Origin of the sequence: Luteibacter aegosomatis (genome assembly GCF_023078455.1) — a bacterium.
GTDB classification, from domain to species: domain Bacteria; phylum Pseudomonadota; class Gammaproteobacteria; order Xanthomonadales; family Rhodanobacteraceae; genus Luteibacter; species Luteibacter aegosomatis.
In genome coordinates this window covers 584518-599883 of sequence record NZ_CP095740.1, presented here as the reverse complement: position 1 = coordinate 599883, position 15366 = coordinate 584518, and the positions used below count along the sequence as shown (strand labels likewise).

At 69.7% G+C, this 15366-nt stretch carries 3 protein-coding genes; all 3 read right to left on the bottom strand.

Translation table 11 applies throughout. From position 1 onward, the window contains the following. Positions 1-14 precede the first annotated feature (14 nt). The 3 genes from L2Y94_RS02640 to L2Y94_RS02630 all read right to left on the bottom strand — a co-directional run bounded on the left by L2Y94_RS02640 (position 15) and on the right by L2Y94_RS02630 (position 15338). On the bottom strand, positions 15-10832 hold the full coding sequence (locus tag L2Y94_RS02640; RefSeq protein WP_247372964.1) for a VCBS domain-containing protein: 10818 nt from the start codon (positions 10830-10832) through the stop codon (positions 15-17). A 278-nt stretch (positions 10833-11110) separates the two neighbouring features. Next, positions 11111-14596 (bottom strand): hybrid sensor histidine kinase/response regulator, encoded by a 3486-nt coding sequence (locus L2Y94_RS02635; protein ID WP_247372962.1) that lies wholly within the window; start codon positions 14594-14596, stop codon positions 11111-11113. Beyond that, the gene (locus L2Y94_RS02630; RefSeq protein ID WP_247372959.1) at positions 14586-15338 is read right to left on the bottom strand and encodes a response regulator transcription factor; all 753 of its coding nucleotides are present in this window, start codon (positions 15336-15338) and stop codon (positions 14586-14588) included. Before L2Y94_RS02630 ends, L2Y94_RS02635 begins: the two co-directional genes overlap by 11 nt. Positions 15339-15366: the final 28 nt, after the last annotated feature.

Sequence of the window (15366 nt, the reverse complement as noted above, 5' to 3'; positions counted from 1 at the left end):
CTTTTCCGATTCGATTAATGACGTGACGGATGGGCGGCGGGCGCCTGGGCCAGCGGCACGGCGCCGGAGGTGGCCATGGCCGCGATCTGTGCGGTGAGCGACGGTGCGCCGGACGGCGTGGAGGCCGGCGGCGGCACCGTGGTGGCGGGTACCGTCTTGCCCGGCGCGGGCGGCGCGTCGTGGGCAGTGGCGTGCGGACGCAGATGCTCGCGCTCGTGGTTGTCCGCGCGGCCTCGCTCGTGCGCATAGGCGTCGAGCTGGCCGACGCGCGTCGGCGCGAACGGCGAGAAGTCGTCCCATAGCGGGCTCGACGCCAAGCCGAAGTCGCTGAGGGCAACGCGGGAGCGGGCATGCGCCTCGGCCAGCACCTTCTGCGAGTACGCGACGCCGTCGTCCAGCACGAACTGCACGTTCGAGGGATCCTGCGGCAGCCCGGCGTCGACGGCGAACCCGCCACGGCCGGTCACCCACTGGTTCTGCCAGCGCACCGTGTCGTCCTGCGACTGGTTCACCTCCGGCACCACGAACAGGCCCGGCTCCCAGGCCTGGCGGATGTCGCGGTCGGGACGCTGGTAGGCGATCGGGAAGATCTGGTCGCCCCAGCGCGCCTGCATCGGCGGCGTGGTGCCGTGGATGGTGATGGTGAGCGTCGCCGTGCTGGTATCGCCGTCGGCGTCGGTGATGGTGTAGACGAAGGTTTCCGTCAGCGTGCGGCTGGCGTCGAGCGCGCTCACGGCCGGGTTCGCGGTATCCAGCTTATAGCTGTACGTGCCGTCGGCGTTAAGCACGAGCGTGCCGAACGCGCCCTGGCTGACGCCGCCGATGCTGCCCGCGTGGCCGGTGTTGCCGGACACCACGCCGGTGACCGGGCCGCCATTGGCCGAGCCGTCGGCACCGATGCGGTCGGTGCCGACGTGCGTGGCCGTGCCGGTGAACACGTTGCCGCTCGTGGCGGTCTGGCCCGCGTCCTGCACGATGGTGGCGCTGTCGTCATGGGCCGTCGGCACGTCGTTGGCGATATCCACCACGAGCGCGCCCGCGGTGGTGTCGCCGCCGCGATCGGTGACGGTGAGCGCGATGGTGTCGGTCACGCCGTGACCGGCCGTCGGATGGTCCAGCGTGTACGTATAGCTGATCGTGCCAGCCGTCGGCACGCCACCCATCGTCGACGTCGGCTGGAAGCCGGTGAGCACCAGCGTGCCGTCCGGCGTATGCACGATCACGGGCGTGCCGCCGGACAGCGCGGCGAGCTGGTCGGCGGTGAGCGTGGTGCCGCCCACGGTGACCGAGGACAGGCCGTCGTCGGCGGTGACGTCGATCACGCCGGTAGTCGTCTGCGAACCGTCATGATCGGCGAGGCCCGACTCGGCGACGCTCGCGTGGCCGCCCGCGCCGCCCGTGCCACCCGCCGGCACGATGACCGGGTTGCCGTCGGTCTTGCCGTGGATGGTGATGGTGAGCGTGGCGGTGCTGGTATCGCCGTCCGCGTCGGTGATGGTGTAGGTGTACGTGTCGGTCAGCGACTCCCCGTCCTTCAGGGCGTTGACCGTGGGGTTGGCGTTGTCCAGCGCGTAGCCGTAGCTGCCGTCGGCGTTGAGCGTGAGGGTGCCGTAGGTGCCGGCCACGCCCGCGCCCACATGGCCGCCGACGTCGCCGCCGGCCACGCCCGCCGCCACGCCCGTAACCGGCGACGCCGTGGCGTCGGCACCGATGCGATCGTTGTCGATGACCGAGCCGCCGACCGACGCGGTGTTTTCGTCGATGGCGTTGTCGTCGTGGTTCGCGGTCGGTACATCGTCGACGATGTTCACGCGCAGCGTGCCGGTCGCCTCGCCGCCGCCCGCGTCGATCACCTTCAGCGCGACGTCGTCGTGGCCGTTGGCCGCGTTCGGCGTCGAGGTCTCGTGGTCGAGCGTATAGGTGTAGCTGAGGGTGCCGCTGGTCGGCACGCCGCCGACCGAGGTGCCCGGCGTGAAACCGGTAAGCACCAGCGTGCCGTCCGGCGTGTGAATGGTGATGGGCGTGGTCGACAGGTTGCCCAGGTCGGCCAGGCTGACCGGCGTGCCACCCACCACGAGGCCGGAAAGGCCGTCGTCGGCCGTGAGGTCGATCGTGCCGGTCGTGGCCTGCGAACCGTCGTGGTCGACGAGGCCCGCTTCGGCGACTGTCGCATGCCCGTCCGCGCCGCCGTTGCCGTCCACCGGCGTCATCGTCGGCGAGCCGTCGGTATGGCCGTGGATGGTGATGGTGAGCGTGGTCGTGCTGGTATCGCCGTCGGCGTCGGTGATGGTGTACGTGTAGGTATCGGTAAGCGTCTGGCCGTTGCGCAGGCCGTTCACCGTCGCGCTGGCGTCGTCCACCGCGTAGCTGTAGCTGCCATCGGCGTTGAGGGTGAGCGTGCCGTACTGGCCGGCGACGCCCGAACCCACATGGCCCGTGACGTCGCTGCCCACGTCGCCGGACGACACGCCGGTGACCGGCGTCGCGGTGCCGTCGGCACCGAGGCGGTCCGCCGCGTCGGTGCCGCCGCCCATGACGACGTTGCCCGTGACGGGAACGCCGCCGTCTTCGTTCACGTCGGCGCGGTCGGCGTTCGCGGTCGGCGCGTCGTTGACGATGTCGATCACGAGGTTGCCCGTGCCCGTGCCGTTGCTCACGTCGTGGACGGTGACGGCGAACGTATCGGTGCTGTTGGCGTGGTCGGGGGCGACCTGGACCAACGGTCCCGCCAGGTCGTAGGTATACGACAGCGTGCCGCGGGTCGGCACGCCGCCGACGAAGTCGGTCTCGTCGAAACCGGTGAGCGTCAGGGTGCCCTTCGACGTGACGATCGTCTTCGGCGCCTGGGCGAGGTCTTCGAGTTCGGCGCGGGTGATCGCGACGCCGTTGATCTCGATGCCCAGCAGGCCGTCCGGCGCGGTGATGTCGATGGTGTCGGAGACATGGCTGGCCTGCCCCACCGGACCGTCGGTGGTGAGACCGGACTCCCATACGGTGGCGTCGCCCGCGGCATTGGTACCGTTGCCCGCCCCGTTGCCGTCATGCGGTTCGGCCGTCGGCGCGCCGTCCGTGTGGCCATGGATGGTGATGGTGAGCGTGGTGGTGCTGGTATCGCCGTCGCCGTCGGTGATGGTGTACGTGTAGGTATCGGTGAGCGTGTCGCCGTCCTTCAGCGCGTTGACCGTCGCGTTGGCGTTGTCCAGCACGTAGCCGTAGCTGCCGTCGGCGTTGAGCGTGAGGGTGCCGTAGGTGCCGGTCACGCCCGTGCCCACGTGGCCGTTCACGTTCGCGCCCTGCGAATCGCCGGCGGCGACGCCGGAGACCGGCGAGGCGTTCGTGTCAGCGCCGATGCGGTCGGCCACGTCGCGCGGACCGGCCCCGGAGACCACGTTGCCCGTGATCGACGGACCGTCCTCGTTCACGTCGGCGTTGTCGGCGTGCGCGGTCGGGGTGTCGTTCACGATGTCGATCGTGAGCGGCCCCTGCGTGCCGCCGTGCGCATCGCTCACCACCAACGGGATGTCGTCGGTGACGCCGTTGCCGGCCGTGATCCGGGTGAGCGTGTAGGTATAGCTGAGCGTGCCGCTCGTCGGCACGCCGCCGACCGAGGTCGTCACCTCGTACCCGTTCAGTTCGAGCTTGCCGTGGTCGGTGTCGAGCACGACCTTGCCGCCCGCGGCAAGCGCATCCAGCTGCGCCAGGCTCAGCGTGGTGCCGCCCACCGTGATGCTCTGGAGCCCGTCGCCGGCGCTGAAATCGATTTTGCCGCTCACCACCTGGCTGCCGTCCTGGTCGACCAGCCCCGACTCGTGGACCGTCTCGTGCCCGGCCGCGGCACCGTTGTCGTCATGCGGCGTCACCGACGGCGTGCCGTCGGTCTGGCCATGGATGGTGATGGTCAGCGTCGTGGTGCTGGTGTCGCCGTCGGCGTCGGTGATCGTGTAGGTGTAGGTATCGGTCCGGGTTTCGTTGTTCTTCAACGCGTTCAGTTCGGCGTTGTCGGAGTCGATGGCATAGGTGTAGCTGCCGTCGGCGTTGAGCGTGAGCGTGCCGTAGGTGCCGGTGACGCCGATGCCCACGTTGCCGGTCACGGTCGCGCCCTGCGAGTTGCCGGCGGCCACGCCGGAGACCGGCGTGGCGGTCGCGTCCGCACCGACGCGATCGGCCACGTTCGTCCCGCCGCCGGCGACGACGTCGCCGGCGACGGTGGTGCCGTTCTCGTTGATGTCGGCGTGATCCGCATTCGCCGTCGGCACGTCGTTGACGACGTCGATGGTGAGCGTGCCGAGGGCGGTACCGTTGCCCGCGTCGGTCACCAGCAATGCGACGTCCAACGTGCTGTCGGTGATGCCGGGCTGCTGCGCGATCGGGCTCGTCAGCGTGAAGGTGTAGCTGAGGGTGCCCGCCGTGGGCACGCCGCCCACCGTCGCCGTCGGCGTGAAGCCGGTGAGCGTGAGCGTGCCGTTCGACGTGAGGATGGTCCGGGGCGTGCTCGGCGACAGCCCCGTCAGGTTCGACAGGGAAAGCGTGGCGTTGCCGACCGTGACGCTGGCCAGGCCGTCGGGGGCGGTCAGCGTGATGGTGCCGGTGGCGGCGTTCGTGCCGTCGTGGTCGACCAGGCCGGACTCGTGGACCGTGGCCTGTCCAGCCACCGCGCCGTTGCCGTCCACCGACGTGACCGTGGGCGATCCGTCGGTATGCCCATGGATGGTGATGGTAAGCGTCGCCGTGGCGCGGTCGCCGTCGCCGTCCGTGATCGTGTAGGTGTACACGTCGGTGAGCGTGCGGCCGTCCTTGAGCGCGTTCACGCGCGCGTCGTTGTCGTTCACCGTGTAGCTGTAGCTGCCGTCGGCGTTGAGCGTGAGACGGCCGTAGACGCCGGTGACGACCGTGCCGACGCGACCGCTCACCGCGACACCGTTCGAATTGCCCGCCGCGACACCGGTGACCGGCGCGGCGTTGGCATCCGCGCCGACGGTGTCGGCCCTGTCGTTCGCGCTGCCGTTGCCGACGACATTGCCGGTCGTCGGCGTGCCGTTCTCGTTGACGTCGTTCTGGTCGGCTACCGCGACCGGCACGTCGTCGACGATGTTCACGGTGAGCGTGCCGTTGTCCGTGACGTTCTTGCTGTCGGTCGTCGAGATGGCGATGACTTCGTTGCTGCTGGTCGCGCCCGGCTGGTTCACCGCCGAGGTGAGCTCGTAGTGGTAGGTCAGCGTGCGGGTGGCCGAGTCGTACCCCGTGACGACGAGCGTGCCATGGGCGGTGGCGATCGTGCGGTCGCCGACGGGGACGTTCGCGATGTCCTGCAGCTGGGCGAGCGTCAGGGTAACGAAACGGCCCGCACCGTCGGCCGGGTCGCCGATCGTCACGCTGGACAGATCGTTGAACAGCGCGAAGGTCTCGGTGCCGTCCACGCCCTGGTGGCCGCTACCGTCGTGAAGGCCCGCTTCCTGCACCTGGGTGCCGCCGCTGATGGTCACGTCGATCACGCGCGTGGTCGTCAGCGCGCTGGACGTGCCGTCGGCGTAGCCGTATTCGTCGCCGATGGTGGTCGGATCGTCGGTTTCGTTCTGGGCCTGGTCGTCGTCGAGCACGCCCTGGCTGGGACGATCGCCGTGATTGCCGTTGTCGTTCACCGTCAGCTGCACCTGGAACGTGCCGTTCCAGTGGCCGTTGTTGTCTCCCGCCACCGCGGCGGGAAGCCGGATGCCGACGCTGTTGATCGCCGCCTGCACGTCGGTGATGGCACCGGTGATGGTCACCGAGCGACCGTCGCCGGAGATCGTGAACGAGATGTTGCCGTAGGTGCCCGACGCGGTATGCCCGGCCACGTCATGAATCGAGAAACCGTCCTGCAACGTGATCGTCGCGCTGATGGCCGCCGTGCCCGCGTCGGGATCCGCCAGGGTCACGTGGCTGAGCGTATAGATGTCGCCCGCGTTCTCGTCGGCCGCGTTGTCGCCGGTGACGCCGATGGCGGTCGGATTGTTGATCGAGGTCGGGAAGACGTCGCGCGAGCCCTTCGAGACGTTCTGGCCGAGGCCATTCGGCACGTCGGCGTACGGATCGATGTCGGTGGTGGGCACGTTCTGCGTGCCGGTGCCGCCGTCGTTCTTGCCGCCGTTGGCGGCGTTCGAGCCGTCGAGCGCGCCGGAGGCGAGATCGCGCAGGCGGTCGTCGGCGACGACTTCCACGCGGAACGCCTGGTCGACGTTGGCGAGCGCACCGCTGATCGAGACTTCCAGACCGGCGAGGTAATCGTTGATCTGCTGGCGCGTGCCACGGATGACCAGCGCCGAATCGGTACCGTCGAAGGTGCCGTCGACCGTGGCGCCCGAGGTCCCCGCCGTGCTCGAGCCGAGCACGATGTTGGCGTAGTTCGACGCCGCCAGCGCATGGCCGGCGGCATCGGTGACGCGCACGGTCACCTGCATGAAATCCTGCTCGCCGGCGGCGATGCCGCCGCCGTCGGCGTAATCGACGTCGTCCACCGAGAAACCGCCCACCGGCGTGCTGCCGTTGAGGTACACGGTGTCGCCGCCGGCGTTCACGGTCGGCGCGTCGTTGACCGGCACGATGTCGAGCGCGACGTGCACGTCGGCCGGGTTGTTGGCGACGCTGCCCGAGCCCACGTCGCCGCCGATACGCGAACCGGTGTCGTCGAGGCTCATGGTGAGGGTGACGTCGCCGGCGTCGCCGCCGTTCGTGTCGTGGTTGACGTTGCGCGCGCTGAGGTAGGTCAGGCCGTTGGTCGTGTCGTTGAGCAACGCCTCGATGTCGCTGGCGCGGCCGGTGAGCACGAGCGCGCCCGTGCCGTCGCCGGCGATGGTCACCGCCTGGCCGCCCGCGCCGCTGGCGCTGGTCTGGATGCCGGCGCCGCCGATGCCCAGCGTGCCGCTGGGCACGGAGAGCGTCACCGTCACCGGCGTGTCGAACGCGGCCGATTCCGGATCGCTCACGGTGAAGCCGCCGCCGATGTGGGTCGGCTGGTCTTCGTAGACGGGCACGACCGAGCCCGGGCCGCCGATGGTCGCCGGTTCGTTGACGCTGGAGGCGCGGATGTCCACCGTGGCGGCGGAGAGATTGCCGCTGTCGGACGGCACGTCGTCGGCGTACCAGTCGTAATTGTTCGCATCCACCGGCGAGCTGACGCCACCGGTGCCCGTGCCCGGCTCGTCGGACTGGTTGACCGGGCCGCCGTTGGCACCGCCCGCGAGCGCGCCGCTCGAGTCGCGCAGGCGGTCGTCGGCGATCACCTGCACCTGGTACGTCGCGTCGAGGTCGCTGCCGAAGGTGACGGAAAGGCCCGCCAGCGCGGCGTTGATCTGCGCGCGCGTGCCGGTCAGCACGAGGTAGTCGCCCGAACCGTCCTTGTCGGCGTCGATGGTCACGCCGCTGCCGCCGGCGATGCCGATGGCCACGCCATCGGTCGTGTACTCGCCCGCGGCGAACGCGGTGCCGTCGGCATGGAGCAGGCGGACGGTGACCTGCATGGCGTCGGTCTCGCCCGCGCCGATGCCGTCGGTGAGATCCGGATCGGACACGCTGAAGCCCGGCACCTTGTTGTTGGCCGGATCGGCGCTGTCGATGTCGATGGGACCGGTGGGTGCCTTGACCACCGGCGCGTCGTTCGTCGGCGTGGTGTAGATCCAGAACGCGTTGCCCGTCTGCTCCTTGTCGCCGTCGGACAGGGTGAAGCCGAAGGAGTCGTCCGGCGTGGACGGATAACCGCCGCTGGTCGGCTCGCTGCCGTCGTTGAGGTAGTAGATGTGCCCGGCGGCGACATCGGCCTGGGTGAACGACGAGCCCTTGCCGAGGACGTGGAAGTGGGTGCCGTCGGTCGAGAACGCCACGCTGCCGTGCTGTGGCGCGCTGGTGATCACGTACTGCACCTGCGTGCCGGTGCTGTCCGGGTCATAGGCCTGGAGCATCGCCGTGGTGATCTGCGCGTAGCCGCCCTCGGGCAGGGTGAGCGGTTCGTTGACCGACGCGCCGCCGATGTTGTTCGGCGAATCCTGCGGCGCCACCGGATCGGCTTGCGTCGGGTCCTTCGCGATCTGCGGCGCGTCGTTGACGTTGGTGATCTGGATGGTGACGGTGGCCGGGCTCGCCGAACGGTCGCCCCAGCGATCCTGCGCCTCGACGGTGAAGCTGGCGCTGCGCACTTCCGAGCCGTTGCTGACGAAACGCAGGCCCGTGGTGCCCGCGCTGTCGGTGATGATCGATGCGTCCAGCTGCGTATTCACGGTCACGTCCTGCCAGCTCTGCCCACCGTCGGTGGAGAACTGCAGCTTGCCGCCCGGCGGCAGGCTGGTGATGAGGAACTTCAGCGCGTTGGCGCCCGTGGCGTCGTTGTTGTCGGCGAAGTTGGGATCGCCGTTGTGCAGCGTGGGCGTGCCTTCGAGCCAGCTCTGGCTGGTGGCATCGTCGGGATCGCCCAGGCCGAGCTGGCCGCGCGTGATGTAGGCCGTCTCGCCTTCGGCGATCACCGTGTTCGACGAACCGGTGACGGTGGGCAGGTCGTTGGTCGGCCGGATGTAGATGTCGAACGCCGGTGTCCAGGTGTCCACCGTCGGCTGGCCGTTCTGCGTGGTGATGAGGCCCGCGCTGACCGAGAAGTTGGCCTTGACGTGGAAATTCTCGCTGTCGCCGTTGTGCTGGAAGCGGATGTTGCCGGCGTCGAGGTCGGCCTGGGTGAAGGTGCCGAACTCGGCGACGTTCACCCACGCGTTGCCCACGTGCTTCTGCAGCGTGCCGGCGACGGTGGTGATGCCCGCGTCGTTGGTGAAGCCCAGGAAGGTGTAGACCACCTGCGAGGGGTCCACGCCCGTGGCCGTGTAGCTGAGGAACGGCGCATGCGCGACGTCGGTCGGCTGGCCGTCGGTGGTGGTGCCCTGGATGACGAGGTTGCCGCCTTCGTCCAGTTGGCCCAGGGTGCTGCCCTGCTGGTCGGTGCCGGCGTGGTCGGAAGCGCTTTCGGCGATCTGCGGATCGTGCGCGGCGGGGTGGCCGGCGTTGCCCGCGGACGTCGGCGCGAGGTCGATGGTGAACACGAAATCGTTCAGCGTGTCCGTCGGCGTGCCGCCGGTGTAATCGCCGCCGATGCGCGTAAAGGTGCTGCCGTCGGCGTTCCAACGCAGCGCCGTCGTGTTGTCCACCACCTGGAAGTGGAAGGTGTCCTGATCGCCCGCGGCGGCACCGGAGACCTGCACGTACTGCACGCGGCCGTTGCGCACGTCGTCCATCGTGAACGTGGCGCCGTCCTTCAACTGCTGGCCGTTCAACGTGAGATAGCCGTGGGTGAGACCCGCCTGGCTGGTGATGAAGCTGATGTTACGGTCCGGCGTGTCCACGTCGGACGCGCCGATCATCTGCGTGGTGAGCGTCACCGCGTAGGCGCCCGCGGGCGCCTCGCCTCCGGCTGTGACCGTGGCGGTGCGCGTGCTGCCACGGTCGAAGACGGGATCGTCGTCCACCGCGGCGATGTCGAGGACGATCGTGCCGGTGCCCGTGCCCTTCGTGCCGGTGCCGCCGCCTTCGTCGCTCACGCTCACGCCGAAGCTGTCCTGGGCGATGTTCTCGGCGCCGTCGTTGCCGTACGTGAGCAGGTTGCGCTGCGAATAGTCGAACGTCTGGCCCACGGTGACCGCCACGCCGTTGAAGTACAGCGTGCCGTGCGTGGTGAGCGAGGTGATGGTGACGGTGAGCGCCGAGTCCTGCGGATCGCCGCCGGTATCGGCCACGATGTACTGGCCGACGTTGCCCGTGTCGTGCGCGTTGGCCGGCTGGCCCTCGTAGACCATGCCCTCGCCGCCGATGGTCGGCGCCTGGTTCACGGGGGCGATGTTCAACGTGACGTGGACGGTATCGGAGCGGTCCAGCGGCGTGGCGCCGTCGTTCACCCGGGCATCGAAGCCGTCGGCGGTGTCCTGGTCGGCGCCCGTGGCGGTATGCACGTAGGCCACGCGGCCGTCGATCACGTCCTGCTGGGTGAAGATCGAGCCCGCGCCGAGGCGATTGCCATCGAGGGTGAGGTAGCCGTACTGCGGCAGGCCGGTCACGCTGTAGACGATCTGGTCGGGCGTCTGCGTGCCCGACACGTCCACTTCGGGGTCGTGCGCGGCCAGCGTATCCGTACCGATGACGGTGACGCTCCGCCCGCCGGACGCGTCCACTTCCGGCACGGTCAAGGTGGCATCGGCCACCGACACGGGATCGTTCGACGGCGTGATGGTCACGTCGAGCGAATGCGTGTGCGCCTGGCCGTCGTTCACCGTGACGTCGATGGTGGTCTTGGCGGCGGTAAGGCCCAGCTCCGTGTCGGCGGCGACGAAGGTGAGCTGGTTGAGCCACGCGGTGGCCTGGGCGCGGGTACCGCTGAAGGTGTAGCTGGCGCCCTGGTCGCTGGTGGTGCCGCCGCCGGACGAAAGAAGCGTGCCCTTGGTGGCGTCGCCGACCCGGGCGGTCACGGTGACCGGGTCGCCGGACGCGCCGGCGATGGTCCAGCCGCTCAGCGTGCCGCGGTCGGCGCCGGGAGCATTGAGCGAGCTGGGCTCGGCCACCGTCAGCCCCTTGCTCGCGGTGGTGACCGTCGAATCGGTGGACACGGCCGCCACGAACAAGCGTGCCTCGACATGCGGCGTCGGTGCCGCCTGGCCAGGCTGTTCCGTGGCCGGACTCTGGAACTTGCCCGCGTCCTGGGCCGACTGGGCGGCATCGACGTGGCGGTTCGCTTCGACGACCGCCGCGCCGTCGTACATCTGCCGAGGTTCCAGCGCATAGCGGTGGGTACGCGGACGGAAGGGGTTCGAGGACTTGTTCCCTGACATGGGTCGCCTTGCCTGTGGACGGACACGACACGGGCCGACCGCCGCCGTCCCGAGGCCAAAGGCGTTCAGGAAGGGCGAAATCGACGTGAAACTGTGATCACGATCACAGCCTTGATCGCGATCCTATGTTTCAGCGATGAAACGGGGAAGCGGGTTTCATGGGAACTTACGTCACGTCGGGCATGACGAACGGGCGCTCCGGCAAAGGCGGCGACGGCCCGGCGGGGGATCGTGGGGAGGATGACCTTTGCCGTGGCGGACGGCCGCCGCGCGTGAAATCAGCCCGGATATTCCGATGTAACGCGCGTTTCGTCGCCCGCGAGGCCCGTCAGCCGGACCACTCGACGCATCATCTCGGCGGCGGTGACCGGTTTGAGCAGCACGCCGTCGAAGTCGAGGGTACCGTCCACCGGACGCCGGGGCGCCGTGGCGGCGTGGAGCAGCACGGGCACCGACCGGTCGGCCAGGCGTATGGCGTGCAGCAGTCGCCAGCCGTCGCTCCCCGGCAGGCGTTGCTCGGTCATCACGAGGGCCGGCGCCTCGCGATGGAAGGCGTCCATGGCCGCCGTCGCATCGGCGACGGCCACGCTCCGGAAGCCGTAACCGTCGAGCAGGTCGCACAGTACCGCGCGGGCGGGCGCGTGAGGTTCGACGACCAGCACCGTCAGGCCGTCGCCGTCCACCTCGCCCACGTCGCCGCCAGGCGCCAGCTCGGCCTCGAGGTCGTTTTCGTCCGCCAGCGGGAGCTCCACCGCGAAGGTGAAACGGCTGCCCGACGACGAACCCGGCTCGGCCTCGAGGTGCGAACCCATGTGCTGGAGCAACTGCACGACGATGGACAGGCCCAGGCCACTGCCTTCGTGCTGTGCGACGTTATCCCCGCGCGCGAAGGGCTGTTGCAGCGACTGCAGCGCTTCCGGATCGAAACCGATGCCGGTGTCCTCGACGGTGAAGACGAGCCTGACGTGCCCGCCACGCTCCGGCACCGCATCGGCGCGGAACACCACGACGCCGTCGTGGGTGAACTTCGCGGCATTGCCCAGCAGGTTCAGCAAGACTTGGCGCAGGCGATGGAAGTCGGCCACCACCACGGCCGGCAGGCGGTCGTCGAAGCGGCACTCGAAACGATTGCCATGGCGTTCCACCAGCAACGCCGCCTGCTCGCCCACGTCATGGAGGAACCCGTGCAGGTAGCCCGGCACGGGTTCCAGCCGCAGTTCGGCCAGTTCGCCGCGCGAGAATTCCAGCAAGTCGTCGATCAGCGCCATCTGCTGGCGCACCTGCCGCTCGATGATCTGCGGGTAATCACGCGCGGTGCTGCCGGCGCGCCACTGACGCACCGCGTTCATGATGGCGCCCAGGGGCGCGCGCAGGTCGTGGCCCACGTGCGCGAGCAGCATGCGCCGGGATTGCAGCGACTGGCGCAGCTCCGCCGTGCGCGTCTGCACGATGCCTTCCAGGCGTTGCGCGTGGGCGATCAGCAGGCGCATGCGCCAGCGCCAGGCCAGGGCGATCAAGGCCAGCACCAGCAACGCCTCGCCCACGTAGGCCCAGGGCGTGAGCCACCACGGCGGCGACACGGTGAACGCGAGCGCGACGGGCTCCGAGCGCGCGCGCCGGTTCACGTCGATGGCCTGGACCTCGAAACGGTAATGACCCGACGGCAACGACGCGTAACGTATGTCGCGCTGGGCGGTTTCCACCCAGCCGTCGTCGATGCCGGAAAGGTGGTAACGAAAACGCACCGGATGGCCCGCGCTGTTGCCGGACACGCCGAACCGCAGCGTGAAGGCGGCCGCGTCGCGGAAGGGCAAGGCGGCGGTCCCATCCACGTCGGCATCGCCGTAACGCGCGGCGAGCAGCACCGGCACGATGCGTCGCGACGCGAGCAGCTGGTCCGGGTCCAACACATGCGTGAGGCCCACCGGCGCGCCGATCCATACCGTGCCGTCGGCGTCGGCGAAGAACGCGCCGTGGTTGGTCTCGTCCCAGAGCAGGCCGTCACGCATCGACAGGCGTACCCACTGGCCGTGGTCAAGCACGTCCACGCCGTTGCCGCCGCCCGCCCACAGGCGGCCGCGACGGTCGGCGCGCAGGAAGTAGAAGCGCGTGTCCATGAGCAGCGGGTCGGACACCGGTGCCGCGGTGATCGCATCGGCGTCGCCCGTGCGACCCTCCAGCAGACCGGGCTGGAGCGAACTCAGCCACAGACGCCCGTCCGGCGTGACCGCCACGTTCTCGTAACCGCCGGCGGATTCGTCCGGCGACACGCGGACGCGTGCCCAGCCGCGGGCGTTGTGCCGATAGAGGCCGGAACTGCACGCGACCCACAGGCGGCCATCGCCGTCTTCGGCCATGTCCGAGCACATCGTCGCGGGAATGAGCTCGGGCGCCGCGCGCACCGCCTGTCCGGCGGTGAGGTCCACCTCATAGAGACCGCCGAGCGTGTATGCCCAGAAGTGTCCGTCGCGGTCGCGGAACGCGCCGCGCACCAGATAGGGCAAGGTCGCCACGACGGCGGTGCGTCCGCCGGCGACCTCGTGGCGAAGCACGCGCCCGTCGAAGAGGAAGTACCAGATCGAGCCCTTGCCGTCGGCGATGACCGCATGCGCCTGGTAAGGTGGTGCGACCGACAGGGACAGGCGATGCGCGCGACCGTCGGTCGGCTCGACGACTTCGCCGCCGGCTTCACCCGCCACCCATACCGGGGATCCCTCGCCACGGGCGATCGACCAGACGAGGCTGCCACTGAGACCTTGCGCCGAGGTCCAGTTCTCCACCGCGTCGGCGCTGCTCCAGTAGAAGACGCCACGGCCGTAGGTACCCATCCAGATCATGCCGTCCCGGTCGGCGACCATCGACGAGACACCCACGTCGGGTAGCCCGCTGCCGGTGTCGAAGACGTCCCATCGGGCGCCGTCCCAACGCGCCACGCCGTTGTCGGTGCGGGTGAGGATGCGGCCGGCGCGATCCTCGACGATGTCGATGCTGGAGGCCGCCACCTCCATGTGTCCCCCCGGAATGTCGTGGGCGGTGAAGCCGGTGGCGTTGGGCGCCAGGCGCAGCACGTGGCGTATGCCGCGTACCCACAGGCTGCCGTCGCGCGAGGCGAGGATGCCCAGCCAGCGATCGGCCGGCACGCCCTGGTCGGTGCCGAACCGGTTGAGCACGCCGTTGCGCAGACGGCACAGGGCGGGACCGCAGCCGAACCACGTGGTGCCGTTGCGATGGAGCACCGCCGCGATGTCGTCCGGGGCCGGCGCCTCGGCGAGCAAGGGGGCCGAGGTCCAGTCTCCGGCGGCATCCCGCGCCAGACGCAGCAGCCGATGCCCGCTCACCACGAGCATGCCGCCTTGATCGTCGGCGGCCAGCGTCTGGCCGCGATCGGCGAGCAGCGTCCTGCCACCGGGCTTGACCCAGGTGAAGTCGCCGTCGTCCCCGCGCCGTTGCAGCCCCGCGCGGGAGGCCACCCACACGTGGCCGTCGGCGTCCTCGGCGAGGCCGACCACTTCGGACGTCTGGAAGCCACGCGAGGCGCCGACCGGATTGAAGCCGAGGCCGTCGAAGCGATAGAGGCCTTTCTCGGTGCCGGCCCAGAGAAAGCCCTCGTGGTCGTCGAGAAGGCGCACCACGGAGAGACTGGTCAGGCCGCTGGCCTGGTCGTAGACCGTGAGCGGCAACTGCACCGCGGCGGCGCGCAGCGGCGCCAGCCAGGCGGCGACGGCGGCGACGAAGCACGCCGCCAGGAGCCGCCTAACCGACACGGGCGGCTTTGCGGTACTGGCTGGGCGTCACGCCCAGGCGTTCGCGAAAGGCGGTGGTGAAATTGCACGCGCTGCGGAAGCCGATGGTCTCGGCGATCTCCTGCATGCCCAGCGAGGTGTCGGCCAGCAGTTCGCGACTCCGGCGCAGGCGTTCTTCGCGGATCCAGGCGAACACGGTCATGCCCAGCCGCTGGCGGAAGATCGCCGAGAGGCGCTTGTCGTACGTACCCACGTCGGCGGCGATCTGTTCCAGCGTGAACGATTCGGCCAGGCGCTGGCCGATCAGCCGCATTGCGGCGCGCAGCGTCACCTCGTCGCGCGTGGACGAGACGTCGGTGGCCGGCGCAGGCTCCGGCGCGCGCCGCGACAGGCGCAGGTGGATGCCGACGCGGGCCAACAGTTCCGCCGGTTCGCAGCTCTTCAATATGTAGTCGACGGCACCATGGTTGAGGCCTTCGAGGCGCTCCTCGGCACTGGCGGCCGAGGTCAGGAAGAGGATCGGTGTTTCCTGCGCGCGCGGCAGTTCCTGCAGGAGACGGCACAGGGCGAATCCATCCATGCCCGGCATGCGCACATCCAGCAGGATCAGGTCGGGAGCGAGCAGCTGGGTTCGCCGGTAGCCCTGCTCCGCCGTGGTGGCGAGGGTGATCCGCCACGGCTGGGCCCGGAGGGCCACCAGCAGTTCGCGGATGTCTTCCGGCGCATCGTCGATCACCAGAATGTGGGCATTCTGAGCGGACATGAATTCGGACCCCCTGCGGTCGCGACGT